Below are 26,690 nucleotides of genomic sequence, written 5' to 3'. Positions count from 1 at the left end.
CGACAGTAATGATCCCACAGATTTCTCAGGCACCTGGCGTCGTTCAGCTGGTGCTTAATTTTTTGCAGGCACTGGAGCAACAGGGTTTTACAGGGGATACCGCCACACATTATGCCGACAGGCTGACAATGGCGACCGACAACAGTATCTACCAGCTTCTTCCCGATGCAGTCGTGTTTCCCCGTTCAACGGCCGATGTGGCGCTTATTGCGCGGCTCGCAACGCAGGAGCGATTTACCTCGCTGGTGTTCACGCCACGCGGCGGCGGCACCGGCACCAATGGTCAGGCGCTGAACCAGGGCATCATCATTGATATGTCGCGCTATATGAACCGCATCATTGAGATCAATCCCGAAGAAGGATGGGTGCGTGTCGAAGCGGGCGTCATCAAAGATCAGCTTAATCAGTACCTCAAGCCTTATGGTTACTTCTTTGCCCCCGAGCTCTCTACCAGCAACCGTGCGACAATCGGTGGGATGATTAACACCGATGCCTCCGGGCAGGGGTCGCTGGTCTACGGTAAAACCTCCGATCACGTTCTTGGCGTGCGCGCGGTGCTGCTGGGCGGCGATATCCTGGATACCCAGCCGATGCCGGTCGAACTGGCGGAAACGCTGGGTAAAGACAACACGGCCAACGGGCGGATTTACCGCACCGTGCTTGAGCGCTGTCGCGATAACCGCCAGCTGATCCTCGACAAATTCCCTAAACTGAACCGCTTCTTAACCGGTTACGATCTGCGTCATGTCTTTAACGATGACCTGACGCAGTTTGATTTAACCCGCGTGCTGACCGGCTCCGAAGGGACGCTGGCATTTATTACCGAGGCGCGGCTGGATATTACGCCGCTGCCGAAAGTGCGTCGGCTGGTGAACGTCAAATACAACTCCTTCGATTCTGCCCTGCGAAATGCACCCTTTATGGTTGACGCGCGGGCGCTGTCGGTGGAAACCGTCGACTCTAAAGTGCTTAACCTGGCTCGGGAAGACATCGTCTGGCACTCGGTGAGTGAGCTTATCACCGATGTACCTGATAAAGAGATGTTGGGTCTCAACATCGTTGAATTTGCCGGCGATGACGAAGCACTGATTGAAAGCCAGGTCACCACGCTCTGTCAGCGGCTGGACGAACTGATTGCAGCAGGCGAAGGTGGGGTGATTGGCTGGCAGCTTTGCAGCGAACTCTCCGGCATTGAGCGTATTTACGCGATGCGTAAAAAAGCGGTGGGGCTGCTGGGCAACGCGAAGGGGGCTGCCAAACCGATTCCCTTTGCTGAAGACACCTGCGTCCCGCCTGAGCATCTGGCGGATTACATCGTTGAGTTCCGCGCCCTGCTGGACAGCCACGGTCTGAGTTACGGCATGTTCGGCCACGTGGATGCCGGGGTGCTGCACGTGCGTCCGGCGCTGGACATGTGCGATCCGCAGCAGGAGATCCTGATGAAACAGATCTCTGACGATGTGGTGGCGTTGACCGCGAAATATGGCGGCCTGCTCTGGGGAGAACACGGGAAAGGGTTCCGCGCGGAGTACAGCCCGGCGTTCTTCGGTGAAACGCTCTACGCTGAACTGCGTAAGGTCAAAGCGGCATTCGATCCGGATAACCGTCTCAACCCGGGTAAAATTTGCCCGCCAGAGGGCGTCGATGCCCCAATGCTGCAGGTGGATGCCGTCAAGCGCGGCACCTATGACAGACAAATCCCGATTGCGGTGCGCGCCTCCTGGCGTGGTGCAATGGAGTGTAACGGTAACGGTCTGTGTTTCAACTTCGACGTGAAAAGCCCAATGTGCCCGTCGATGAAAATTACCAGTAACCGCATTCACTCGCCCAAAGGCCGCGCAACGCTGGTCCGCGAATGGCTGCGTCTGCTGGCCGACCGCGGGGTTGATCCGCTGAAGCTGGAACAGGAATTACCGGAAAAACGCGCCAGTCTGCGCTCGCTGATTGAACGTACCCGTAACAGCTGGCATGCGAACAAAGGCGAGTATGATTTCTCCCACGAGGTGAAGGAGGCCATGTCCGGCTGCCTGGCCTGTAAAGCCTGCTCAACCCAGTGTCCGATCAAGATTGATGTGCCGGAGTTTCGCTCACGGTTCCTGCAGCTTTACCATACCCGCTATCTGCGTCCAATGCGTGACCATCTGGTGGCGACGGTGGAGAGCTATGCCCCGCTGATGGCGCGTGCGCCGAAGACCTTTAACTTCTTCATTAATCAGCCGCTGGTGCGAAAGCTTTCCGAAAAACATATCGGGATGGTGGACCTGCCGCTGCTGTCAGTCCCTTCGCTACAGCGTCAGCTCGTGGGGCACCGCTCGGCGAACATGACGCTGGAGCAGCTTGAGGCGCTGACCCCTGAGCAGAAAGCCAATGTGGTGCTGGTGGTGCAGGATCCGTTTACCAGCTACTACGATGCCCAGGTGGTAGCCGATTTTATCCGTCTGGTAGAAAAACTGGGCTATCAGCCGGTGGTACTGCCATTCTCACCAAACGGCAAAGCGCAGCACATTAAAGGTTTCCTTACCCGTTTTGCGAAAACGGCGCGGAAAACCGCTGACTTCCTCAACCGGGTGGCGCAGCTAGGGATGCCGATGGTCGGTGTCGATCCGGCGCTGGTGCTCTGCTACCGCGATGAGTATAAGCAGACGCTGGGGGAGCAACGCGGTGATTTCCACGTCATGCTGGTGCACGAGTGGCTGCCGGCGGCGCTGCAACAGGCGACCGTGAAGGATGTGAGCGGTGAATCGTGGTATTTGTTCGGTCACTGCACGGAAGTGACGGCACTGCCGGGCGCCCCGGCGCAGTGGGCGTCTATCTTTGCCCGCTTCGGGGCGAAGCTTGAGAGCGTCAACGTGGGCTGCTGTGGCATGGCAGGTACCTACGGGCACGAAGTGAAAAACCACGCGAACTCGCTCGGTATCTATGAGTTGTCGTGGCATCAGGCGATGCAGCGTTTACCGAGGAACCGCTGTCTGGCCACGGGCTACTCCTGCCGAAGCCAGGTGAAACGGGTTGAAGGGAACGGGGTGCGTCACCCATTACAGGCCTTACTGGAGATAATTGGATGATCTGGAAACGAGCCGTGACGCTGCAGGCGCTGAATGCCATGGGCGAGGGGAATATGGTAGGGCTGCTGGACATTCAGTTCACGCGTATTGGTGAGGATGAACTGGAGGCCACGATGCCTGTCGATCATCGCACGCATCAGCCGTTTGGTTTATTGCACGGCGGCGCATCCGTCGTGCTGGCCGAAACCCTGGGGTCCGTGGCGGGTTATCTTTGCACCGAAGGGGAGCAAAAGGTCGTCGGGCTGGAGGTGAACGCGAACCATATTCGCTCGGTGCGAAGTGGACGGGTGCGCGGCGTTTGTCGGGCGCTACATGCCGGTAGCCGCCATCAGGTGTGGCAGATTGACATTCTTGACGAGCAGGATCGGCTCTGCTGTTCGTCGAGACTGACGACGGCGGTCGTGTAAAGTTTTCAGATGTTTTGCCTTTGGTCAAAAACTAGCCAGCCTCTTGTGATATACTGGTCAGGTTTTGTACATAAGCGAGGACATCATGGATACTGAAATAACCCCAACACAGCTGGCAATTGAATATTTACGTCGTGATAAAAGCAACCTGTCTCCGGCGCAGTACCTGAAAAAGCTGAAACAGCTTGAACTGGAGTTCACAGATTTGCTGGCGCTCTCTTCAAATGAGCTTAAAGAAGAGATCTACTTTGCCTGGCGGTTGGGCGTTCACGTCCATTGATCGTGACAGTAAAAAAAAGGCCGCGTCAGCGGTCTTTTTTGTATCTGACGTTCAGTACCGGGCAGGCAGTTTATTGATTTTAACGAGCCTGCCTTCTTCTATCTCAATAAACCCGCCTGTTTTCAAATCCGCCAGAATACGCATTACCCCACTGCGCGACAGCTGGGTTTTTTCGCGAATATACCGCTCTGCGGTGATGGCGTTGCGATAACTCTCATCTTCATCCATCAGCTTTATCAATTGCTGGCGAATCATCTCATAGGCCGTGGGCGCGCCCTGAGGCATCACATTATTGTATAGCCGGTTATAAACAAACATCAGGTGCTTAGACAACAACCCCCATAACCCATTCTCTTTGATAACGGCTTCCACCTGAGCGGTGGTAAGCATACCCGTCAGGCAGGGGGTCACGGTTTTCAGATAATCATTGAAGTAGATGTCTGTCAGATTGGCGAGGCCAAAAAGCGCCGGGCTACGTGCGGTGGTGAGCATCATGTTGTCGCTTCTGCGGTAGATAGCAACGGTGCCTTCGAGGATCAAATAGCACACGCTCTGGCCATTAACCTGGAGATCCAGCTGTTCGCCGGGAGCGACATTGCGCTTGGTACAGTAGGGTTGCAGGAATGAAATCAGTTCTCGCGCGTAAGGAGAACCACGATGCATTTTTTCAGTAGAGGACATAACCTATAACCCGTAGCGATAACCCCCCTGATTATAGCGTTACTCCTTATCGTAAACACGAGGCCAATCAGTATTTACGTGGTAAATGACGGATTTCCAGCAGCACGCCACGCTCCATCGTGATGTACTTTCCGGTACGCAGTTCCGCGAGAATACGCATAATCCCACTGCGTGAAAGGTAGGTTCGACTCTTGATATACGCTGCCGCCGTGATGTTTTTCCGTACGGCATCTGGCTCCTGCATCAGTTCGACCAGCTGAAACCGGATAATGTCATAGGCTGACATCTGCGATATTTGCGCGCAGTGCTCGTATACCCGGGAGGCGGTATAGATGAGTAGCTTTGAAAAATGTTCCCATAAGTTTTTTTCCGCCACGATCTTATTAAAATTATCCAGAGAGACATGCGCTATTTCTGAGGTTTCAAGCGCTCTGACGTACAGATGTTCAGAGGAGAACTGGCTGCTGACACCCAGAATAAAAGGTGAGGATTCTGAGTTTAAAACAATACCATCGCCACGACGATGCAGCGCAACGCTGCCGTGTAACAGCAAAAAACAGAGGCGAACATCATTATTGTGATATTGAATAATTTCGCCTTTCGCGAGAATATGCCTTTCCGTAAAAGGCAGCACAGTACTGATTAACTTATCAATATGGGCATACGGCTTTAAATCCAGTACGGTAGATTTTACATCGGTGAGGACCGCTGTCATTCGCGTGTTCATAAGGTGCTCCACTGCTTTCATTGCGATCATGGTTGACCGGCGTAGAGAATTATCTTAAAAAACAGCGACTACGGGAATATGCAGCACAGGTCTAAAAGTAGACTTTCGATATTATCCTGACTAACATTTTGAATTTAATGATCTTAACACTCCGGTCTATTAATAGACTGCCTGTTATATGCATAAGGCATTCCTTATTTACAATGTTTTATTTTTGTTAATTACGGGTCTACGGAAAGACTCCGAAAATGATTGTCGACGTCAATGGAGTTGTATAAATTTTATTTCATCGACAGCAAGTCATATGCGTCTTCAGACGTTTAATGAAATAAAGTTATTTCATTTTTTTCGCTGCTGTCTGTAAAAGGCAAAACATTAAGCGGGTGAAAAAACCGACGCGTCTTTTTGTCTGAATGTTAATAATAAATAAAGTGATACAGGATATAGCATGATGAAAAAAACACTTCTTCTGGCAACGATCGCAGCAGGTTCCGTACTGACAATGGCCAATGCGTTTGCCGCTGCAGGTACCGTTAATTTTAACGGTAATATTCTGGATTCTGCCTGTGATGTTGATGTGGCATCGCAGAACCAGGTGGTTGTACTTGGGGATTATTATAAAACAGAGTTTACCGCGACGGGGGCGAGAACCGCGGCAACGAAATTCGATATTATTTTGAAAAACTGTCCGGTCTCGGTCACGAACGCCAAAGTGCGCTTTGACGGTACTCCGGATGCGTCTAATAGCAATCTTCTGGCGATTGACACCTCCGTGGCGGGTGCCGCAACGGGCGTGGCGATCAACCTGATGACCGCGGATAAAACCGACCTGCCTCTGCATGGCAGCAATGGTTACACCTACATGCTCAGCAGCTCCGCAGACAATACGCTCAATTTCTATGCCCAGTATATTTCGACCACGGCCAGCGTCACGGCAGGCCCGGCGAATTCTGTCGCCAACTTCTCGGTGGTTTATAACTAGCTCTTTTGCCTGAACGTCGGGGCCGCCCCGGCCCCCAATTTTATGAGGAACAGAATGTATTTTTTCAGAACCCCTTTACTGGCAACAGCGTTGTTATCTCTGATGCTGTCAACGGCTCATGCCGGCGTCATTATTGGTGGTACGCGCATTATTTTTGATGGCGCTAAAAAGGAAACGTCACTCAGTGTGAATAACCCTGATGGTACGCCGTATTTAATTCAGTCATGGATCGACGTGCAGGAAGGGGCGTCAGGCAAGGTGCCTTTTATTATTACGCCGCCTTTGTATCGTCTGGATGGCGGGCAAAAAAACGTTGAGCGCATCGTGATGACGGGGGCACTGCCTCAGGATCGGGAAAGTTTATTCTGGCTGAATATTAAAGCGATTCCGTCTGCCTCAACGCAGATGAACGCATTACAAATTGCGGTTAAAACGCGCATCAAACTGATTTATCGGCCCGCTGAGCTGCACGCGTCCACGCCTGACGAACAGGCCAGTCAATTACGCTGGCGCAGAACCGGGAATGAACTTCAGGTTAATAACCCGACCGCGTATGTCATCAATTTTAATGAAATCACACTTGGGGGTAAAAAAATCGATGACGTGTCGTATGTCTTACCCGGTGGCTCAGTCCGTTTCACGTTACCGCAGGGGGCCAGCGGCAGTGTACTGACGTTTAAAGTGATTAATGACTTCGGCAGCCCTGGGGGCGCGCATCAGGCAACCTTATAACCGGTGAAACGCGGGCATTGCCTGTCATAAATGAGTTAAAAGCGATGGCAATACACTATTTTCGGGCTCGACCTGCACCCCTGGCGACAGTGATCGGATTAATACTTGCAGGTTCATCGCAGGCGCTTTTTGCCGGTGAGACATTTAATGCCGAACTGGTTGAACTTGATAATCCAGGAAGAGGGAGAACGGATTTATCGGCATTTGAATCCGGATCGCAGGCACCCGGCACCTATCACGTCGATATTGTTCTTGATGACCAGCTAATGGCGACCCGCGATATCACCTTTACTGCAGTAAAAGACGAAAAGGGCAATGACGTCCTCCGGCCGTGCCTGAGTCTTGACCAGTTAAAACAGTGGGGCGTAAGAACCACGCTTTTCCCGCAGCTGGCGGCGAACAACGGTGAATGCGCAAACCTTCAGGCGATCCCGCAGGCCAGTAGCGATTTTCAGTTTGGCGCACAGCGGCTGGTGATCAGCATTCCTCAGGCCGCCATCGACCTGCCAGCCAGGGACGCGGTTCCGCCAGAGATGTGGGATGAGGGGATTAATGCCGCCATGCTTAATTACAGTCTGAGCGGCGCAAACGCGTGGGCGAAGAACACTCGCGGCAGCCAGAATGATAGCCAGTACGCCAACCTGCGCCCCGGGGTCAATATCGGGCCGTGGCGCTTACGTAATTACACCACCTGGTCTCGGGATTCCACCGGTGAGGATCGGTGGGACAACGTATATACCTATGCGCAGCGCGCCGTCATTCCGCTGAAAGCACAGCTGATTATTGGGGACAGTACCGCACCGGCGGATGTTTTCGACAGTATGCCATTTCGCGGCGGTCAGCTGGCCTCGGATGATGACATGCTGCCGGACTCTCTTAAAGGTTATGCGCCCGTGGTCCGCGGCATCGCGCGAACCAATGCGCAGGTGGTGGTCCGCCAGAATAGTTATCAAATTTATCAGAGCTACGTGGCGCCAGGCGCGTTTGAAATCTCGGACATGTATCCCACCGGCGGCGCAGGCGATCTGGATGTGACCATTAAAGAGGCTGACGGGAGTGAGCAGCATTTCACGCTGCCTTATGCATCGCTGCCGGTCCTGCAGCGGGAAGGACGACTGAAGTATGCGGTGACGGCCGGGCAGTATCGCGCCTACAACAGCCGCGTGGAGAAAACGTCCTTTGGTCAAATCACCGGTATTTATGGGATTCAGCACGGCATCACCGTTTACGGCGGGATGCAGGGGTCTGATAAATACCGTTCAGTGGCGTTTGGCGTCGGTAAAAATATGGGGGATATCGGCGCGATCTCTGCCGACGTGACCCAGGCCTGGTCAACGCCGAATAACACCGACAAAACATCCGGTCAGTCCTTGCGCGCGCGTTACAGCAAAAATATGGCGAAGACCGGGACAAACTTTTCAATTGCGGGATACCGATATTCAACCCGTGGCTATTACGGGATGCAGGACGTGCTGGATTCCTACGGCGACAGCAGCGCCCTGCAGGATCGGCGGCGTAACCGTGCTGAACTAACCATGAGCCAGGCGCTGGGCGGCGCGCTGGGTTCACTGACGCTCAGCGCCGCACGCGAAGATTACTGGAATTCTGGTCAGGCGATGGCCTCCTGGAGCGTGGGCTACAACAATGACTGGAACAACGTCAGTTACGGTTTGACCTGGACCTACAGCAAGAATGGACGCGGGAGCGCGCAAAACGCGGACCACGATCGGTTGCTGGCCTTTAACGTCAGCGTACCGTTGGACAAATTCTTGCCGCGTACCTGGGCTAACTATGGCATGAACGCCAGTAAGCACAACGGCACGACGCACGTGGTCGGGCTGAACGGCGTGTCTCTGGAAAACAGTGCCCTGAACTGGAACGTGCAGCAAGGTTATGGCACACAGGGCACGGGAAATACCGGCAACCTGAACGGCGACTATAAAGGCACCTATGGCGAAATTGTCGCGGGCTACAGCTACGACAAACACAGCGAGCGCCTGAATTACGGGTTGCAGGGGGGCGTCATTGCTCACCGTGACGGCATCACGCTTTCGCAGCCGCTCGGTGAAACCAATATCCTGGTGAAAGCGCCGGGTGCACACGGTGTCGATATTCGCAATCAACCCGGGGTTCGTACGGATTACCGCGGGTATACGGTGGTTAACAATCTGTCGGTATACCGAAAAAACGACATCACTCTTGAGCCGGAAACTATGCCGGATGACGTGGAACTTGAGATTAATACGCGCACCGTAACACCGACTCGCGGGGCGATAGTGGAAGCCGATTATGTGTCTAAAATCGGGCGCCGGGTGCTAATGACCCTGTCCGACGGGCAATATGCCGTTCCGTTTGGTGCGGTCGTCACGCTCAAAGGCGACAGCAACAGCAGCTTTATTGTGGGCGACCGTGGTCAGGTCTATTTAACGGGACTGCCCGGACAGGGAGAAATCGTGGCAACCTGGGGAAATCAACCCGGTCAGCAGTGCCGCGCGCAGTTTAGCCTGCCTGCACAACCCACCTACGGCGGAATAACCGACGTTAACGCGCTTTGCCGCCAGGAAGGTTAAAAATGAAATTTGCTTTATCTCTGATCCTGCTCTGTTTACTGAGCGGGTGGAATAGCGCCCGTGCCGGCACCTGTACAACCATCACGCCGCAAATATCGACGATATCTGTGGGCACGATTAACGTGCAGCGTGATGCCCCCGTGGGCACCATTATTTTTTCTCGCGCTGCTTCATCAACGGGAACCTATTTAACGGGATGTTCTAACCCGCTGATGCTGGGATTCAGTATGCGATATAACAATGGGAACCTGAGCAGCTACGGTAACCATGTTTATGCCACCAATGTCAGCGGTATTGGTATTCGCTTTTCCTCGGGGAATTATTTTGAAAACCCGGCTTACACGTTTTCGTATAACGCGGTGACGTCGTATGTGGATTGGTTTGGTGGAAAAGTTGAGCTGGTGGTGACCGGCCCGGTAACGTCGGGCGCTTTAACGCCGGGCGTTATCGGAACCGTGGCGCTTCAGGGAAGTGACGGTGTTTATCGTGACGGTCTGACGGTCCAGTTAACTGACGGCACAATTAATGCGCTGGCATGCACGATAACGACGGCGCAGTTGACGTTCCCGATAGGCGATATTCCGGCCTCATCGTTTGGCTCCGTTATTGGAACCACGCCATCCGGCGCCCAAAATACGCAAAATCTGGGGTTAACCTGCAGTGCCGGCACCAATATCAGTGTGTCACTCAGCGGTATGCAAAATCCGGACAGCGCCAATACCAGCGTCATGGCATTAACCGGTCAGGGGAATGCCGGTACGGCAAAAGGGGTAGGGGTTCAGCTACTTTATAACGGTTCTCCTTTGGTAATGAACGGTCGCCTGTTATTAAAACAGTCTGCGGGAGGACAGGAGACGCTCCCGTTAACCGCGCGCTATTACCAGACGTTAACCACCGTGGAATCAGGCTCGGCAAATGCGTCAGCCACGCTTACGATAACCTATCAATAACCGGTGAGATGATGAAAATAATTCCCGCGGCGTTGCTTGTGTCGGGTTTACTGTGCGGCAAAGCGCTATGTGCAGACAGCGTAAATATCGGGGTCACCGGAAATATCGTGGCCTCACCCTGCCTGTTTAATAACGGCAATACGAATCTCGATATTAATCTGGGCAATATCCAGGCGAGTAATATGGTGACGCCAGGATCATCCTCAGACCCGGTTACGTTTGATCTGTTATTTACCCAATGTCCGGTGGGGACGCGTAGCGTCACCGCTACCTTTACGGGTACACCCGACCCTGTTGCCGGCGCCGACTATTACATTAACCGCGGTACGGCCACCCACGTGGCGATAGCAATGCGCGAGGCCGGAAGTGGCATACTGAAAGGGAACGGCTCCAGCATGACGGAATATGTTGCCTCAGACCGGACGGCGAAGATGGCCATGCAGGCTGCGGTTATATCCACCGGAGGCAGGGCGACGCCCGGCACCCTCAGCGCAGTGGTGGTCATTACGCTGCAATACAATTAAGTCGCGCGGGATTTCACGCGCATTTTTGCTTCCCGTCGGTGTGGTCTATGTTGAATATTTTAATTAGCGAGACGGATTCGTTATTTCAGTCTGGTCTGCAGTATTTTTTTATGGATTTCTTTTGGCGTAATTTTAATGACTGTATTCACTTTGATTATGAAATGACGCCGCATAACGTCAGCACGGCGGATATTATTGTCCTCTCTTTATGCCAGGGGGAAACCCTGACCTGTTTTCCGGAATTACAGTCACGGCAAAAAGGCATTGTGATCGGCTGGGTTGACGATGAGCAACGCTCTACGGCGTCGCAATCCTGTTATCAGGATATTATTTTCATCTCCCGCAGGGCCTCTCTTGACATAATTGGCGAGACGGTAGGGTGTGCGTGGCGTAAAACGCAGTTGAAGGGACATGTGCTGCAGAAAACGTCCTGTTTCGATTGCGAGCATAAAATATTATCACCGCAGCAAATACGCATCGTCATGAACCTGTATAAAGGCTTATCCGTTATGCAGACGGCAGACGCGTTACAGATCGGCTATAAGACCGTTTTTGCACACAAGTACATGATCATGCAAAAATTTAACCTGAGAAGCGATTATGAACTTATCGCGCTGCTCAACAGGATGGTGAAGAAAAACGGCACCCCCAATATTTTTCGTGATTCTGCGAGACAGGGTTTCCAGGACCGCCCTTGTTTTGAGGCGTTTATATAAAGAACAAAAAATCTATGACTACTGATATTTAGCGATGTTACATATGATTATAAGCAAACGTATAACGAGGCTCGCCGTGGCGAGCCTCTTTTTCCTCAGACGTTTACTGCCGTGATTAACCGCGTCTTCATGGTCTGATAAGACGACGCCGCAAAGTCTTCCGCCCAGCGTTGGTCTTCAATCGCCTCAAGCTTAACCGCACAATACTTGGTTTCTGGGGTTTTGGAGACCGGGTCAAGGTTATCCTGCGTCAGTTCGTTACAGGCACCAATCCACCACTGGTAGGTCATATAAACCGCACCGGCGTTGATGCGCTCGCTGATGCTGGCACGGGTAATGACTTTGCCCCGACGGGAATGCACCCACACCAGCTGTCCGTCTTTAATGCCCAGGTTGTCCGCATCAAGGGGGTTCATTTGTACACGGCCTGGTTCGTCGGCAAGGCTTTGCAGCGCGGCGCAATTGCCGGTCATTGAACGGCAGGAGTAGTGGCCGACCTCACGCACGGTGCAGAGCACCAGCGGATACGTTTCGTCCGGTATCTCGGCTGGCGCGCGCCAGGCTGCCGCAAAAAGCTGGCCTTTGCCGCTCGGCGTATCGAACTGGTTATCTTTATAGAGATACGGCGTCCCCGGGTGATCGAGCGTTGGACACGGCCATTGCACATGGCCCATTTCACCCATTTTTTCGTATGTCACGCCATAGAACAGCGGACAGAGCTCGCGCATCTCGTCCCAGATCTGCTGGTTGGATGCGTAATGCATCGGATAGCCCATTTCGGTAGCAAGCAGGCTGATGATCTCCCAGTCACGTTTCACGTTGCCGCTGGCCTCAATGGCTTTACCGAAACGCTGGAAACCGCGGTCGGCACAGGTAAAGACGCCACCGTGTTCTCCCCACGATGTGGCAGGTAACAGAACATCCGCCACTTCCGCCGTTTTCGTCATAAAGATGTCCTGAACCACCACAAAATCGAGTGCTTCAAAACCGCGGCGCACCAGCCCCAGATCGGCTTCAGTCTGCAGCGGATCCTCGCCCATGATGTAATAGGCTTTTACCTTGCCTTCCAGCGCAAGGTGAGGGACTTCGGTGATACGCGTTCCAACCTCTTTGTCCATAATCCCGACATCGATTCCCCAGGCTGTGGCGAATTTCTGCCGGACCGCCGGGTCCGTAACGTCCTGATACCCCGGGAACATATTGGGCAGAACGCCCATATCACACGCGCCCTGAACGTTGTTTTGACCACGTACTGGCCCAACGCCGACGGCAGGTCGACCAAGATTTCCGGTCAGCAGCGCCAGGCTGGAGAGACCTTTGACCACGTCTACAGCCTGACCAAACTGCGTTACGCCCATGCCCCACATGACGGTGGCGGAAGGCGCAGCCGCGAACGTCCGCATCGCCTGACGCACATCCCGGGCTGGAATGCCGGTGAGATGTTCGACGTTTTCGGGCGCGTAGTCTTTGACCGTTTCCCGATAAGCGTCAAGCCCTTCGGTAAAGCGGGCGACGTAGTTTTTGTCGTACAACTCCTCTTCCAGAAGGACATAGCCAAACGCATTGACCAGCGCCATGTTGCTGCCGTTTTTCAGCTGCAGGTGCTGGTCGGCAATGCGTGCGGTTTCAATGCGACGGGGATCGCAGACGATGATTTTCGCGCCATTTTCGCGGGCTTTTAAGACCCGACGGGCGACGATGGGGTGCGAATCGGCGCAGTTATAGCCAAACACCAGCAGGCATTTTGAGTTTTCAATATCGTTAATGGAATTGCTCATTGCACCGTTGCCGAGGGTTTCCTGTAACCCGGCAACAGAAGGGCCGTGACAGACGCGCGCGCAGCAGTCCACGTTGTTGGTATTCAGCACCGCACGGGCAAATTTTTGCATCACATAGTTCGTTTCATTCCCTGTTCCCCGGGAGGAACCGGTGGTCATGATGGACCGTGGGCCATACTGCTCTTTTATGCTCCTGAGTTTATGGGCGGTATAGCGGATCGCCTCTTCCCAGGTGACGGGGGTAAAAGCCTCTCCCTTGTGGTAGCGGATCATGGGCTGAGTCAGACGGGGGGTAAGCAGACGCGTATCGTTCAGGAAGTCCCAGCCATAAAAGCCTTTCAGGCACAGGGTGCCCTGGTTTGTTACGCCTTCGGCCGCTTCGGCACGGAGGATACGGTTATTTTCGACGACAAGGTTTAATTTGCAGCCTGCACCACAGTAGGGGCAGACGCTGGCGATTTTTTTCATCAATAACAGACCTGTTAAGAAATGAAGCAAAGTTGACTGGGTAGCCCAGTCCCGTAAACGGGAGTAAGCAGGAACCATGCCACATTTACTTTGTAGGTTTTACAGGGTGTTATACGAGGAGGGAACGTGTCATCGTCAGCCTGATCGTCAGTTTTGACGATGACACGTTAGTATTCACAGAGGGGAGGGTTTTTAGAGATCGTCCATGGTGTGACCCACAACGATTTCCAGGGTCTTACGAATGACATCTGCCTGCACAACGTCGTTTGTGGATTCCAGCGTCTGGATCAGCCACAAAATGATCGCTTTGTTGGACAGGTGTCCTTCAGAAGCCAGAACACAGCGTACTGCAGTAGAAAAAACAGCGGACTCTTCAGCAAAACGATCGCCTGCGTGACGGAAATATTCCGACAGCGCGCTTTCTAAAAAAGCGGAATGGTATTCGGGTTGAAGCTGAATATTTTGTCTCATTTGTTCTCACCGTAGCTGTAAAATTGCAGTCAATGTATTTTCCTGGGATCGGACGGTTTTCCATTTCCAAATAACGGCACTACATTGTCTCTTTTAACGTTGAGAGATCCCTCTCTATCGGTTCGTCCTTGCGCGGTTCTGCGACGTTTCAGGGCGATGTTGTTTGAACCGATGTCGGCAATCACCATCGCAAGTGTCTCCCGCCGCTGGGGATCCTTTTCATGCGCTTTCATATCCCGCAGACGCTGAACCAGAGCTTCGGTTGTGACGGGGCCTCGCTCTTTCAAAAGAGAAAGAACGGCTTCACCGATAAGCTGGTCAATCAGTCGGTCTGCATCACTGCTGTTCATAACATTACCGTTCGAAAAGCAGACCAAGCAGCATGTGGTAATGCTGTTCCTCTTCAGGCCCATCGGCCTTTTCGAGGCGGCTTAAGAGTTTGGTACAGAGCGATTTGCGATTCAGATTTCGCCCGTCGCTAAGAATCTCAACCACGACCTGACCGAGCGTCTCCTGTTGGGTAGGAAGCGCGGCCTTCTCGAAGTAGTGCGCGATCGCTGCTGCTGAATCTGCGACATGATCCTTCTGCTGCATGTTTCGCTCCTGTAAAAAAATGTAATCACTAACGTTACATTTAAGGTATACACAATTTCCAAATCTGTACATAGAAAATGTACAATTTTTTAAAATAATTGTGATATATTTTATAAATTATATGTTTATCAGGTGGTTGGGTCATGAAAATGAAGCATTTCCGTTACAGAATATATTGTACAATACGCACGGTGATGGATAAGTTGTACAACGCAGGAAACGGATGCGTTAGGTGCCGTAAATGGTTGAGATGTAAATTATTTGTCACGTAATTAATATGCTATAACAGATGTTTACCGACGTGTTTTTGTGGCCAACCCCTAACCCCCTTCAGGATAAGCATGCTTACAACCATCATATACCGCAGTCATATCTGCGAGGACGTTCCAGTGAAAGCGCTGGAAAACATGGTAGCTGCTGCAAATAGTAAAAACCGGCAATCCAATGTCACGGGGATCTTGCTGTTTAACGGCACGCATTTTTTTCAGTTGCTCGAAGGCCCAGCGGAAAACGTTTCATCCATTTACGAGCAGATTTGCCAGGACACGCGCCACCATAACGTGGTGGAGCTGATGCGCGATCACGGCCCCTCCCGACGCTTCGGCAAGGTTGGCATGGAGCTTTTTGACTTGCGTCAGTTCGACAGGGAAGAGGTGCTTCAGCAGGTTCTCGACAAAGGCACCAGCAGGTATCAGCTGACATATAGCGATCGCGCCCTGCAGTTTTTCCGCACTTTCGTGGAGGCCACGGAGAAAGCCAACTACTTTGAACTGCCCCCTGCAGATGCCTGGGATTTTATCCCGGAAGAGACGCCTTTATCGGCGCAACCGGAGGTGGTGGCTAAAGGTGCGGATTGCAGCTTTGCGTTCCAGCCTATCGTGGATCCGTTTATGCAGCAGGTCGTCTCCTGGGAGGCCTTGATCCGCACGCCCACCGGTGAATCGCCTGGGGCCTATTTTGCCCAAATTCCTCGTGAAGAGGTGTACGCCTCTGATTTGAAAAGCAAGCAGGTCGCGCTCTCCATGGCGAGCGCACTGGGATTACAGGATCAGACATTATCCATTAACCTGCTGCCCATGACGCTGGTCAACGTGCCTGGCGCCGTGGATTTCCTGCTGACGGCCATTGACGCGAATGGCTTTGTGCCGGAGCAGGTTGTGGTGGAATTCACCGAGAGCGAAGCGATTTCCCGTTTTGAAGAGTTTACCCATTCGGTCAGGCAGCTAAAAAGTGCCGGTATCAGCGTAACCATCGATCACTTTGGTGCCGGTTTTGCCGGTCTGCAGTTACTGGCGCAATTCCAGCCTGACAGAATTAAGATTAACCGCGATCTGGTCGCGAATGTGCACAAAAGCGGCCCGCGGCAGGCCATCATTCAGGCGATTATCACCTGCTGTTCCTCGCTGGAGATCCAGTTCTGTGCCGTTGGCGTTGAGAAGCCTGAAGAGTGGATGTGGCTGGAGTCTGCAGGCATTTCCCAGTTCCAGGGGCATCTGTTTGCCAGCCCGCGTCACGGGGGAATTCCGGCGATCGCGTGGCCAGAGAAGAAGTTTGAATTTTGAGAAAGCTGTACATAAACCTGCAAGCTTGACTGTACGCGCGGCAAAATTTGTACAACAATACATTAACGGGTGAAGGAACTTGTATACCCTTCACCCGCTCAAAAAGAGGCCTTAGTTATACAAATGGTTTGTACAATCTGATAAGGTTGGTCTGGTTGGGTATGGAAGTTCTAAGCGTGAGGGAGTTAATGGCCTATTACAGTATCGGCGAAGTGGCCGAACGATGCGGTATCAACCCCGTTACGCTGCGTGCCTGGCAGCGCCGTTATGGATTGTTGAAGCCGCAGCGAAGCGAAGGGGGCCATCGTCAGTTTGACGATGAAGATATCCTGCGTATTGAAGAGATCAAACGCCTGATGAAAAGCGGCGTTTCGGTCGGCAAAGTCAAAGGCTTGCTGGAAAACAAAGAAGTGATGACTCAGGGTAATTGGGCATCAATCCAGGAAGAGATGATGACGGTTTTGCGTTATGCCAGCCCGGCAAAGCTGCGCGCCAAAATAGGCGAGTTCCGCCGCGATCACGCGATGGATGCGCTTATCGATAATATTATTTCTCCCGTTCGTCAGCGAATGAATCAGGATCAAAATACGGTGCGTCATATGGCGAGCCTGCTTGACGGTGTGCTGATAGAGTTTGCTGTCGCAAGCCTGGCGGAGTCACGTAAGAAAGCCGGTAAAGATGCTCTGCTTATTGGCTGGGAGTGTGATGACCGCACCCACTTGTGGCTTGAGGCTGCGCGTCTGGCACAAAAGGGGTGGCATATTGATGTGCTGGCCGACCCGATTGATTCCCCTCGTCCGGAGCTTTTTCCTGGGCAAAGAATTTTCGTCTGGACCGGTAAAGCGCCGACGCCGCGTCAGCAGGAACTGCTTGACCACTGGCGTGAACAGGGTTTTGTTGTCTCCTTTCATCATTAATTTCCGCAGGCCTTGAAGGCCTTTTTTTTTGCCCGTCGTTTCTCTGGATAAAATCTATCTTAAAAATAGGCATTTCCGATGCATATTTTACTTTTCCCCTTTACTCCACTTTTCTGATTCGATAACCCATTATTTTTCAAAGTATTGAACAATTAAATCCATCCCGCCCGCATCCGCTGACAGGGTCTATGCTTAATAAAAGTATGCAAAAAGGGCGATTTAGCCCAATGCCCCTGCTGACAGAGGGTTGAAGTGATAATCGTTATCACTAACATGGTGTTATGCCCTGGGGCTTATTAGATGAGGTGGACCTATGGAACTGCATTCAGAAACCTTCAATCCTGCCGACTTCGCCTGGCGTGGCTTAACGCTCACGCCAGCGGCGGCGGCACATATTCACGAACTGGTGGCGAAAAAGCCAGAGATCCTCGGCGTGCGCCTGGGGGTGAAACAGACCGGCTGCGCAGGATTCGGTTACGTGCTCGATACCGTCACAGAACCCGAGAAGGATGATCTGGTATTCGAAACTGACGGCGCAAAATTGTATGTCGCCCTGCAGGCCATGCCGTTTATTGACGGCACGGAAGTGGACTACGTACGTGAAGGTTTAAACCAGTTATTCAAATTTCATAACCCGAAAGCCCAGAACGAATGTGGGTGCGGCGAAAGCTTTGGGGTATAGGCGGTACTATGTCACGTAATACTGAAGCAACGAGTGATGTTAACACCTGGAGCGGCGGCCACCTCAATTATAAAGAGGGGTTCTTTACCCAGCTGCAGACCGATGAACTGGCGAAAGGCATCAATGAAGATGTCGTCCGGGCGATCTCGGCCAAACGCAATGAACCTGAGTGGATGCTTGAGTTTCGGCTGAGCGCCTTCCGGGCGTGGCTGGAAATGGAGGAACCTCACTGGCTGAAAGCGCATTATGACAAGCTGAACTATCAGGATTACAGCTACTACTCTGCGCCATCCTGCGGGAGTTGCGACGACACCTGCGCCTCACAGCCTGGCGCGGTGCAGCAAACCGGTGCGGACAACAGCTTCCTGAGCAAAGAAGTGGAAGAGGCGTTTAACCAGCTGGGTGTGCCCGTTCGCGAAGGGAAAGAGGTGGCGGTGGACGCCATTTTTGACTCCGTCTCAGTGGCGACAACCTACCGTGAAAAACTGGCAGAACAGGGGATTATTTTCTGCTCCTTCGGCGAAGCGATTCACGAGCACCCTGAGCTGGTGAAAAAGTACATCGGCACCGTGGTGCCAAGTAACGATAACTTTTTTGCCGCGCTTAATGCGGCGGTAGCGTCTGATGGCACCTTTATCTACGTGCCAAAAGGCGTTCGCTGCCCGATGGAGTTGTCGACCTATTTCCGCATCAACGCGGAAAAAACCGGTCAGTTCGAACGCACCATTCTGGTGGCCGATGAAGGCAGCTACGTCAGTTACATTGAAGGGTGCTCTGCACCGGTCCGTGACAGCTACCAGCTTCACGCCGCGGTGGTTGAAGTCATCATCCATAAAGATGCCGAGGTGAAATACTCCACGGTGCAGAACTGGTTCCCGGGCGATGGCAACACCGGCGGTATTCTGAACTTCGTGACCAAGCGTGCGCTGTGCGAAGGCGAAAACAGCAAAATGTCCTGGACCCAGTCGGAAACCGGCTCTGCGATCACCTGGAAATACCCGAGCTGTATTCTGCGTGGGGATAACTCGATCGGTGAGTTCTACTCCGTGGCGCTGACCAGCGGCCATCAGCAGGCAGATACGGGTACCAAGATGATCCACATCGGTAAAAACACCCGGTCGACCATTATTTCCAAAGGCATCTCCGCCGGGCACAGTCAGAACAGCTATCGTGGGCTGGTCAAAATCATGCCGACGGCCACCAATGCCCGAAACTTTACCCAGTGTGACTCAATGTTAATTGGCGCAGACTGCGGGGCACACACCTTCCCGTACGTTGAATGCCGTAACAATACCGCCCAGCTTGAGCACGAGGCGACGACGTCACGTATTGGGGAAGATCAGCTCTTCTACTGCCTGCAGCGCGGGATCAGTGAGGAGGATGCCATCTCAATGATTGTGAACGGCTTCTGTAAGGATGTGTTCTCTGAACTGCCGCTGGAATTTGCCGTTGAAGCCCAGAAACTCCTCGCCATTAGTCTTGAACACAGCGTCGGTTAAGGAAAGCACATGTTAAGTATTAAAGATTTACAGGTTAGCGTGGAAGACAAAGAGATCCTGCGTGGTCTCAATTTTGACGTCAAACCGGGTGAAGTCCACGCCATTATGGGGCCCAATGGCTCCGGGAAAAGTACGCTCTCCGCGACGCTGGCAGGACGCGAAGATTACGAAGTGACCCACGGGTCGGTCGAGTTTAACGGCAAAGATTTGCTGGAGATGTCGGTGGAAGAGCGGGCCGGTGAAGGTATCTTTATGGCCTTCCAGTATCCGGTGGAGATCCCGGGGGTGAGTAACCAGTTCTTTCTGCAAACGGCGCTGAACGCGGTACGTAAATATCGCGGACTGGAGGCGCTGGACCGCTTTGATTTCCAGGACCTGATGGAAGAGAAGATTAAGCTGCTGAAAATGCCGGAAGACCTGCTGACCCGCTCGGTCAACGTCGGTTTTTCAGGCGGCGAGAAAAAGCGTAACGACATTCTGCAGATGGCGGTCCTTGAGCCTGAACTGTGCATTCTGGATGAGACCGACTCCGGTCTGGATATCGATGCCCTGAAGATTGTCGCCGACGGGGTGAACTCCCTGCGCGACGGCAAACGCGCGTTCATCATCGTCACTCACTACCAGCGTATTCTGGATTACATCAAGCCGGATTACGTCCATGTGCTTTACCAGGGGCGTATTGTGAAATCCGGTGATTTCACGCTGGTTAAACAACTGGAGGAGCAGGGTTATGGCTGGCTTACCGAACAGCAGTAATGCGCTCCAGCAGTGGCACCGTCTGTTTGAAGCGCAGGGCAATACGCGCTCGGAACAGGCGCAACAGCACCTGCAGCAGATGCTGCGTCTCGGTTTGCCGTCACGCAAGCAGGAGAACTGGAAGTACACGCCGCTTGATGGCCTGCTGAACGGCGAGTTTGTCACCCGCCTGGCAGACATCAGCCCGGCGCAGCGCGATGCCCTGGCATTGACCGTGGATGCCGTGCGTCTGGTCTTCGTCGATGGTCAGTTCCGCCCTGAGCTGAGTGACAGCACCCAGGACTGTGGGTTTGAGATTGCCATTAACGATGACCGTCAGAGCCTGAGCGCCCCGGTACAGCCCGAGGTCTTCCTGCATCTCACCGAGAGCCTGGCGCGGAGCGTGACGCATATTCGCGTTAAGCGTAACCAGCGTCCGGTAAAACCACTGCTGCTGATGCACATCACTCAGGGAGCAGACGGCGACGAGATCAACACTGCTCACTACCGCCACCATCTTGAGCTGGCGGAAGGGGCGGAGGCCACGGTGATTGAGCATTACGTCAGCCTCAACGAGGCCCGGCACTTTACCGGGGCGCGTTTGACAATGCATGTTGCCGCCAATGCCCAGCTTCACCATATCAAACTGGCGTTTGAAAACCCGCAGAGCCACCACTTTGCGCATAACGACATGCTGCTTGGACAAGATGCCGCGGCATACAGCCACAGCTTTTTGCTGGGCGGCGCAGTACTGCGCCACAACACCAGCACGCAGCTTAACGGCGAGAATACAACGCTTCGCATCAACAGCCTGGCGATGCCGGTTAAAACGCAAGTGTGCGATACACGCACCTGGCTTGAGCATAACAAAGGCTACTGTAACAGTCGCCAGCTGCACAAAACCATTGTCAGCGACAAAGGACGGGCGGTGTTTAACGGCCTGATTAACGTGGCGCAGCACGCGATTAAAACCGACGGGCAGATGACCAACAACAACCTGCTGTTGGGACGCCTGGCGGAAGTGGACACCAAACCACAGCTTGAAATCTATACTGATGACGTGAAGTGCAGCCATGGCGCGACGGTCGGGCGAATTGATGACGAACAGATGTTCTATTTACGCTCCCGCGGTATCGACCAGCAGGCGGCGCAACAAATGATTATCTATGCGTTTGCCGCTGAACTGACGGAAGCGCTGCACGATGGCCTGTTAAAACAGCAGGTGCTGGCCCGTATCGGGCAGCGTCTGCCTGGAGGCGAAGCATGAGTTTTCCCGTAGAGAAAGTACGGGCAGATTTTCCGGTTCTGACCCGTGAAGTGAACGGTCTGCCCCTGGCGTATCTGGACAGTGCGGCCAGTGCGCAGAAACCGAATCAGGTGATCGACGCGGAAGCGGAATTCTACCGCCACGGTTATGCTGCCGTGCACCGGGGGATCCACACCCTGAGTGCGGAGGCGACCCAGCGTATGGAAAATGTGCGTACCCAAATCGCCGCTTTCCTCAATGCACGCTCGCCAGAGGAACTGGTGTTTGTGCGTGGTACCACCGAGGGGATCAACCTTGTTGCCAACAGCTGGGGCAACGCGCAGGTCCACGCGGGGGATAACATCATCATCACCCAGATGGAGCACCATGCCAATATCGTGCCGTGGCAGATGCTCTGTGAGCGTGTCGGTGCGCAACTGAGGGTGATCCCATTGAACGTTGATGGCACCCTGCAGCTTGAGCAACTTGACGCGTTGCTGGATGCGCGTACGCGGCTGGTGGCCGTGACCCAGGTTTCTAACGTGCTGGGAACCGAGAACCCGGTGGCAGCGATTATTGAGAAAGCCCACCAGGCTGGCGCGAAGGTGCTGATTGATGGTGCGCAGGCGGTCATGCACCACGCGGTCGACGTCCAGGCGCTGGACTGCGATTTCTACGTCTTCTCCGGGCACAAGCTCTACGGGCCGACCGGGATTGGCGTGCTGTACGTGAAAGAAGATATTCTGCAGGCGATGCCACCGTGGGAAGGGGGCGGCTCGATGATCGCGACCGTCAGTCTCTCTGAAGGGACCACCTACGCACGCGCACCGTGGCGCTTTGAAGCTGGCACGCCGAATACCGGCGGGATTATCGGGCTGGGGGCGGCCATCGCCTATGTCACGTCTGTTGGCCTTGACGCGATTCAGGAGTACGAACACCTGCTGATGCACTACGCGCTGCAGGAGCTTGCCAGCGTACCGGCGCTGACCCTGTATGGCCCGGCGGATCGCCAGGGGGTGATTGCGTTCAATCTGGGTAAACACCATGCATACGATGTGGGCAGTTTCCTCGATAATTACGGCGTGGCCGTGCGTACCGGACACCACTGTGCTATGCCGTTGATGGCGTTTTACCAGGTGCCGGCGATGTGCCGCGCATCGCTGGTGATGTACAACACAACGGAAGAGGTCGACAGGCTGGTGGCGGGGCTTAAACGTATTCACCAGTTGCTGGGCTAACGGAGAGGCGACAGATGGCAGATTTGCCGGATAAAGAAAAATTACTGCGTAACTTCGGGCGTTGCGCAAACTGGGAAGAGAAATACCTCTATATCATTGAACTGGGCCAGCGTTTACCACCGCTCAGAGAAGAGGCACACAACCCGGAAAATATTATTCAGGGCTGCCAGAGCCAGGTCTGGATTGTGATGGAGCAGACGCGCGACGGCGTGATCGAATTACAGGGCGACAGCGATGCCGCTATTGTGAAAGGGCTTATTGCGGTGGTATTTATTCTCTATCACCAGATGTCAGCGCAGGATATTGTCGCTTTTGATGTCCGCCCTTGGTTTGAAAAATTGGCCCTGACCCAACACCTCACCCCGTCCCGTTCCCAGGGGCTGGAAGCGATGATTCGCGCCATCCGCGCCAAAGCTGCAATCCTTAGCTAGACTTACAGAACAGCATTCATTCTGTTTCGCGAGGTGGTTCCCGCCTCGCTGGTTTTTCAGCTTTCTGGCATCCGGCCAGTGAATAAGGAATCTCAGCATGAAGCGCGCGTCTCTAATAACTCTATTACTCCTGGGTTCGCTCGGTGCTCTTAATTCGGCCCGCGCGATGGATTACCCGTTGCCGCCCGCAGGCAGCCGTCTGATTGGGCAAAATCAAACCTACACGATACAGGAAGGGGATAATAAACTTCAGACCATCGCTCGCCGGTTTAATACTGCAGCGCAGCTTATCCTTGAAGCCAATAATACCATTGCGCCGGTAAACCCTGCGCCGGGGACGGTGATCACGATCCCTTCGCAGATGCTGTTGCCCGACACGCCCCGTGAGGGGATTGTCGTGAACCTGGCGGAGCTGCGGCTTTACTACTTCCCGCCGGGCGAAAACATCGTTCAGGTTTTCCCGCTCGGCATTGGGCAACTGGGACTGGAAACGCCGGTCACCACCACCCGGGTCAGCCAGAAGATCCCTAATCCTACCTGGACCCCAACACCGGGCATCAGAGCGCGCTCTCTGGAGCAGGGCATCAAATTGCCGCCCGTGGTCCCGGCCGGGCCAAATAACCCGCTAGGACGCTTTGCATTGCGTTTAGGCGTGGGTCACGGGGAATACCTGATACACGGCACCAGTGCGCCGGACAGCGTCGGCCTGCGGGTCAGCTCTGGCTGTATGCGCATGAATGCGCCGGATATCAAAGCGCTGTTTGAGCAGGTGCGGGTCGGCACGCGGGTGCAAATCATTAATGAGCCGGTGAAGTTCTCCGTCGAGCCTGACGGTAAACGCTATATTGAAGTGCATCGTCCGCTGGCCCAGGTTGAGGGTGAAAACCCCCAGATGACACCCATTTCGCATTCCGCAGACTTTGCGACGTTTGTCTCGCAGTCAGGAAGTGATAAAGCGCTTATCGATAAAGCCTTGTCACGCCGCGCGGGGATCCCGGTAGCCGTGTCGGCCGATAACGGCGCGTCAGCGCGTCAGAACGTGTTGTCAGTACAGAACAGTCGGACATCCGCTGTGGTCGCGGAAAATGACGGTGAGAAGGTGACGCAGTAGGGGTTTGACGCAGACAAAAAAAATGGCGCACAATGTGCGCCATTTTATTAACAGGTACTATTACTTACGGTATTTAGTAGCCTGGTTGTCCAGACGCTGGTTAGCGCGAGCTGCGTCGTCTTTAGCAGCCTGAACGTCGGAACGCATTGCGTTCACGTCGTTGCTCAGCTGGTCAACTTTAGCGTTCAGAGTCTGAACGTCAGAAGACAGCTGATCGATTTTAGCGTTGCTGGAGCAACCAGCCAGCAGAGTAGAACCCAGGATTACCGCGCCCAGTACCAGTTTAGTACGATTCATTATTAATACCCTCTAGATTGAGTTAATCTCCATGTAGCGTTACAAGTATTACACAAAGTTTTTTAGGTTGAGAATATTTTTTTGATGGGAATACGCCTATTTTTGATCGTTCGCTCAAAGAAGCATCGAATCGGCCCTTTTTTGGCAAAAAGCTCTGTAAAAAAAGGCATTTTTCATCGGATTCATCTTAGATAATTCGCAATTAAATAGAGAAACCCGATTTGCTTTTTGAATGACTTTGGCTAATGCATGAAATAAAAAAAGCGTCCCGGAGGACGCTTTTTATGAAAATTAATTCGTTCGGGAATTATTACAGCACGTGAACAGATGCTGTGTTGGTGGTTCCGCTTGGTACCAGCGCACCAGAAACCATGACCACAACGTCGCCTTTCTGTGCCAGGCCGCTTTCCAGCGCCAGCGCTTTACCCTGAATGTAGAAATCGTCGGTAGACGCGATTTCTTTCACCAGATGCGCAACCACGCCTTTGCTCAGCACCAGCTGACGGGCAGTGGTTTCGTTGGTGGTCAGCGCCAGGATCGTCGCGTCCGGGAAGTATTTACGGACTGCGCGAGCAGATTTACCGCCCTGGGTGGCAACCACAATCAGAGGCGCTTCCAGTTTCTCAGCGGTTTCTACCGCACCGCGGCAGACTGCTTCGGTAATACGCAGTTTGCGGCTGTCGTTGTTGAAGTCCAGACGGCTGGTCATCACGCGGTCAGTACGTTCGCAAATGGTCGCCATGATGCCAACGGCTTCCAGCGGGTATTTACCTTTCGCGGATTCGCCGGACAGCATGACTGCATCGGTACCGTCGAGGATGGCGTTAGCCACGTCGCCAGCTTCTGCGCGGGTTGGGCGTGGGTTTTTGATCATGGAGTCCAGCATCTGCGTTGCGGTGATAACCACTTTACGCGCGCGAACACACTTCTCGATCATCATCTTCTGCGCGAAGATAACTTCTTCAACCGGGATTTCAACACCCAGGTCACCACGTGCAACCATGATGCCGTCTGACGCTTCGAGGATTTCGTCGAAGTTGTTCAGGCCTTCCTGGTTTTCGATTTTGGAGATGATCTGGATCTTCTCGCCGCCGTGCGCTTTCAGGTGCTCACGGATTTCAACCACGTCGGAACGTTTACGGATGAAGGATGCCGCAACGAAGTCGACGCCTTGCTCGCAACCGAAGATCAGGTCTTGTTTGTCTTTTTCAGCCAGGGCTGGCAGCGCGATGGAAACGCCTGGCAGGTTAACGCCTTTGTTTTCACCCAGGTCGCCGTTGTTCAGCACTTTACAGATAACCTTGTTACCTTCGATGGCGGTCACTTCCATGCCGATCAGACCATCGTCTACCAGCACGGTGTTGCCAACGGACAGGTCGCTGGTGAAACCTTCATAGGTGACCGCAACGATTTCGTTGTTACCGACAACAGTCTTGTCAGTGGTGAAGGTGAAGGTCTGGCCCGCTTTCAGAGAGACGTCGTTACCGCCTTCCAGTTTGATGGTGCGGATTTCTGGACCTTTGGTATCCAGCAGGATGGCTGCTTTTTTACCGGTCTTGCTCATCACGTTGCGCAAGTTCTGGATACGCTGACCGTGTTCAGCATAGTCACCGTGGGAGAAGTTCAGACGCATAACGTTCATGCCGGCGTCCAGCATTTTGCTCAGCATCTCTTCAGATTCGGTTTTCGGGCCGATAGTACAAACAATTTTCGTCTTTTTCATGACAGTCTTAGTCTTTAAGTTGGGAAGGATATGGAAATCTCGCTCCGGGGGCGCACCGCCGCGGAGTCAAACCTGTGTTGCAAAAGAGTATATGACACGCACTAAGGATAGGAGACATCAAATGAGCGTGCAGAAGAAAGTGTGCCTGAGTGACAGCCCAACGAAGGAGAGGAGTAGTTGTACGTTGTTTTTTGTATTCCAAGCGCTGAAACCATTCACCAGGGATTAGGCGCGCATTATACGCTGATTTTAAGATAAAAGGAAAATGAAAACAGCGTTTCAAAAATAATCTGTGCAGATCCAC

Annotated in this window: 27 protein-coding genes; 18 read left to right on the top strand and 9 right to left on the bottom strand. The window is 53.3% G+C overall.

What is annotated here, in order from left to right; all coding sequences use genetic code 11:
- Positions 1-8 precede the first annotated feature (8 nt).
- The 3 genes from ydiJ (at position 9) to AM410_RS21065 (ending at position 3,752) form a co-directional block, all read left to right on the top strand.
- Positions 9-3,065: a D-2-hydroxyglutarate dehydrogenase YdiJ gene (gene ydiJ, locus AM410_RS21075; protein ID WP_014169719.1), complete on the top strand. Its 3,057-nt coding sequence runs from the start codon at positions 9-11 to the stop codon at positions 3,063-3,065.
- Positions 3,062-3,472: a 1,4-dihydroxy-2-naphthoyl-CoA hydrolase gene (gene menI, locus AM410_RS21070; protein ID WP_020884381.1), complete on the top strand. Its 411-nt coding sequence runs from the start codon at positions 3,062-3,064 to the stop codon at positions 3,470-3,472. Before ydiJ ends, menI begins: the two co-directional genes overlap by 4 nt.
- 85 nt (positions 3,473-3,557) lie before the next feature.
- Positions 3,558-3,752 carry a YdiH family protein gene (locus AM410_RS21065; RefSeq protein ID WP_003857766.1) on the top strand — a complete coding sequence of 65 codons (195 nt, stop codon included), beginning with the start codon at positions 3,558-3,560 and terminating at the stop codon, positions 3,750-3,752.
- Positions 3,753-3,803: 51 nt separating this feature from the next.
- Here AM410_RS21065 and AM410_RS21060 read toward each other — a convergent pair whose 3' ends face one another.
- The gene (locus AM410_RS21060; RefSeq protein ID WP_073396620.1) at positions 3,804-4,433 is read right to left on the bottom strand and encodes a helix-turn-helix domain-containing protein; all 630 of its coding nucleotides are present in this window, start codon (positions 4,431-4,433) and stop codon (positions 3,804-3,806) included.
- Positions 4,434-4,500: 67 nt separating this feature from the next.
- Positions 4,501-5,160, bottom strand: a complete 660-nt coding sequence (locus tag AM410_RS21055) for a winged helix-turn-helix transcriptional regulator (RefSeq protein WP_025204381.1) — start codon at positions 5,158-5,160, stop codon at positions 4,501-4,503.
- Between the two features lie 451 nt (positions 5,161-5,611).
- Here AM410_RS21055 and AM410_RS21050 point away from each other — a divergent pair, with 451 nt between their 5' ends.
- From AM410_RS21050 to AM410_RS21025, 6 genes are read left to right on the top strand one after another with little or no spacing between them, the layout of a single operon-like run.
- A complete protein-coding gene (locus tag AM410_RS21050; RefSeq protein ID WP_050736933.1) occupies positions 5,612-6,142 on the top strand; it encodes a fimbrial protein in 531 nt (176 codons plus the stop codon).
- Between the two features lie 54 nt (positions 6,143-6,196).
- The gene (locus AM410_RS21045) at positions 6,197-6,874 is read left to right on the top strand and encodes a fimbrial biogenesis chaperone (protein ID WP_020884376.1); all 678 of its coding nucleotides are present in this window, start codon (positions 6,197-6,199) and stop codon (positions 6,872-6,874) included.
- A 44-nt stretch (positions 6,875-6,918) separates the two neighbouring features.
- A complete protein-coding gene (locus AM410_RS21040; RefSeq protein WP_108648418.1) occupies positions 6,919-9,444 on the top strand; it encodes a fimbria/pilus outer membrane usher protein in 2,526 nt (841 codons plus the stop codon).
- 2 nt (positions 9,445-9,446) lie between these two features.
- Positions 9,447-10,394, top strand: a complete 948-nt coding sequence (locus tag AM410_RS21035) for a fimbrial protein (protein ID WP_020884374.1) — start codon at positions 9,447-9,449, stop codon at positions 10,392-10,394.
- Between the two features lie 8 nt (positions 10,395-10,402).
- A complete protein-coding gene (locus AM410_RS21030) occupies positions 10,403-10,918 on the top strand; it encodes a fimbrial protein (protein ID WP_014169728.1) in 516 nt (171 codons plus the stop codon).
- A 47-nt stretch (positions 10,919-10,965) separates the two neighbouring features.
- Positions 10,966-11,634, top strand: a complete 669-nt coding sequence (locus AM410_RS21025; protein ID WP_073396623.1) for a helix-turn-helix transcriptional regulator — start codon at positions 10,966-10,968, stop codon at positions 11,632-11,634.
- A gap of 95 nt (positions 11,635-11,729) precedes the next feature.
- On the opposite strand, the gene fdhF is transcribed toward AM410_RS21025, so the two are convergent.
- The 4 genes from fdhF to ycgZ all read right to left on the bottom strand — a co-directional run bounded on the left by fdhF (position 11,730) and on the right by ycgZ (position 14,945).
- Complete coding sequence (gene fdhF / locus AM410_RS21020; RefSeq protein ID WP_068794541.1) at positions 11,730-13,880, bottom strand: formate dehydrogenase subunit alpha; 2,151 nt, start codon at positions 13,878-13,880, stop codon at positions 11,730-11,732.
- A gap of 192 nt (positions 13,881-14,072) precedes the next feature.
- Entirely contained in the window at positions 14,073-14,351 is a 279-nt protein-coding gene (locus AM410_RS21015; protein ID WP_014169732.1) for a biofilm development regulator YmgB/AriR family protein, read from the bottom strand.
- Positions 14,352-14,380: 29 nt separating this feature from the next.
- A complete protein-coding gene (locus AM410_RS21010) occupies positions 14,381-14,701 on the bottom strand; it encodes a hypothetical protein (protein WP_020884369.1) in 321 nt (106 codons plus the stop codon).
- A 4-nt stretch (positions 14,702-14,705) separates the two neighbouring features.
- Positions 14,706-14,945 carry a regulatory protein YcgZ gene (gene ycgZ, locus AM410_RS21005; protein WP_073396624.1) on the bottom strand — a complete coding sequence of 80 codons (240 nt, stop codon included), beginning with the start codon at positions 14,943-14,945 and terminating at the stop codon, positions 14,706-14,708.
- 341 nt (positions 14,946-15,286) lie between these two features.
- Here ycgZ and AM410_RS21000 point away from each other — a divergent pair, with 341 nt between their 5' ends.
- From AM410_RS21000 to ldtE, 9 genes are all read left to right on the top strand, one after another.
- A complete protein-coding gene (locus AM410_RS21000) occupies positions 15,287-16,507 on the top strand; it encodes a diguanylate phosphodiesterase (RefSeq protein ID WP_047744529.1) in 1,221 nt (406 codons plus the stop codon).
- A gap of 188 nt (positions 16,508-16,695) precedes the next feature.
- Positions 16,696-17,424 (top strand): MerR family transcriptional regulator, encoded by a 729-nt coding sequence (locus tag AM410_RS20995; RefSeq protein WP_020884367.1) that lies wholly within the window; start codon positions 16,696-16,698, stop codon positions 17,422-17,424.
- A gap of 313 nt (positions 17,425-17,737) precedes the next feature.
- A complete protein-coding gene (gene sufA / locus AM410_RS20990) occupies positions 17,738-18,106 on the top strand; it encodes a Fe-S cluster assembly scaffold SufA (RefSeq protein WP_008500631.1) in 369 nt (122 codons plus the stop codon).
- Positions 18,107-18,114: 8 nt separating this feature from the next.
- A complete protein-coding gene (sufB, locus tag AM410_RS20985; protein WP_020884366.1) occupies positions 18,115-19,605 on the top strand; it encodes a Fe-S cluster assembly protein SufB in 1,491 nt (496 codons plus the stop codon).
- Between the two features lie 9 nt (positions 19,606-19,614).
- Entirely contained in the window at positions 19,615-20,361 is a 747-nt protein-coding gene (gene sufC, locus AM410_RS20980; RefSeq protein WP_020884365.1) for a Fe-S cluster assembly ATPase SufC, read from the top strand.
- Positions 20,336-21,607, top strand: coding sequence for a Fe-S cluster assembly protein SufD (gene sufD / locus AM410_RS20975; protein ID WP_108648416.1), 1,272 nt, complete (start codon positions 20,336-20,338; stop codon positions 21,605-21,607). Before sufC ends, sufD begins: the two co-directional genes overlap by 26 nt.
- Entirely contained in the window at positions 21,604-22,824 is a 1,221-nt protein-coding gene (sufS, locus tag AM410_RS20970; protein WP_073396626.1) for a cysteine desulfurase SufS, read from the top strand. The genes sufD and sufS overlap by 4 nt, the downstream gene beginning before the upstream one ends.
- Positions 22,825-22,838: 14 nt before the next feature.
- Entirely contained in the window at positions 22,839-23,255 is a 417-nt protein-coding gene (gene sufE / locus AM410_RS20965; RefSeq protein ID WP_073396627.1) for a cysteine desulfuration protein SufE, read from the top strand.
- 97 nt (positions 23,256-23,352) lie between these two features.
- A complete protein-coding gene (gene ldtE / locus AM410_RS20960; protein WP_014169743.1) occupies positions 23,353-24,366 on the top strand; it encodes a L,D-transpeptidase LdtE in 1,014 nt (337 codons plus the stop codon).
- Positions 24,367-24,426: 60 nt separating this feature from the next.
- Here ldtE and lpp read toward each other — a convergent pair whose 3' ends face one another.
- The 3 genes from lpp to ynhH form a co-directional block, all read right to left on the bottom strand.
- Entirely contained in the window at positions 24,427-24,663 is a 237-nt protein-coding gene (lpp, locus tag AM410_RS20955; protein WP_001082307.1) for a murein lipoprotein Lpp, read from the bottom strand.
- Positions 24,664-24,973: 310 nt separating this feature from the next.
- Positions 24,974-26,386 carry a pyruvate kinase PykF gene (gene pykF / locus AM410_RS20950; RefSeq protein ID WP_014169744.1) on the bottom strand — a complete coding sequence of 471 codons (1,413 nt, stop codon included), beginning with the start codon at positions 26,384-26,386 and terminating at the stop codon, positions 24,974-24,976.
- A 7-nt stretch (positions 26,387-26,393) separates the two neighbouring features.
- Positions 26,394-26,690, bottom strand: coding sequence for a protein YnhH (gene ynhH / locus AM410_RS24425; protein ID WP_419145756.1), 297 nt, complete (start codon positions 26,688-26,690; stop codon positions 26,394-26,396).

The sequence above is a fragment of the Enterobacter cloacae complex sp. FDA-CDC-AR_0164 genome, from assembly GCF_003071645.1.
Classification (GTDB): domain Bacteria; phylum Pseudomonadota; class Gammaproteobacteria; order Enterobacterales; family Enterobacteriaceae; genus Enterobacter; species Enterobacter ludwigii.
This window is presented reverse-complemented; position numbering and strand designations above follow the sequence as displayed.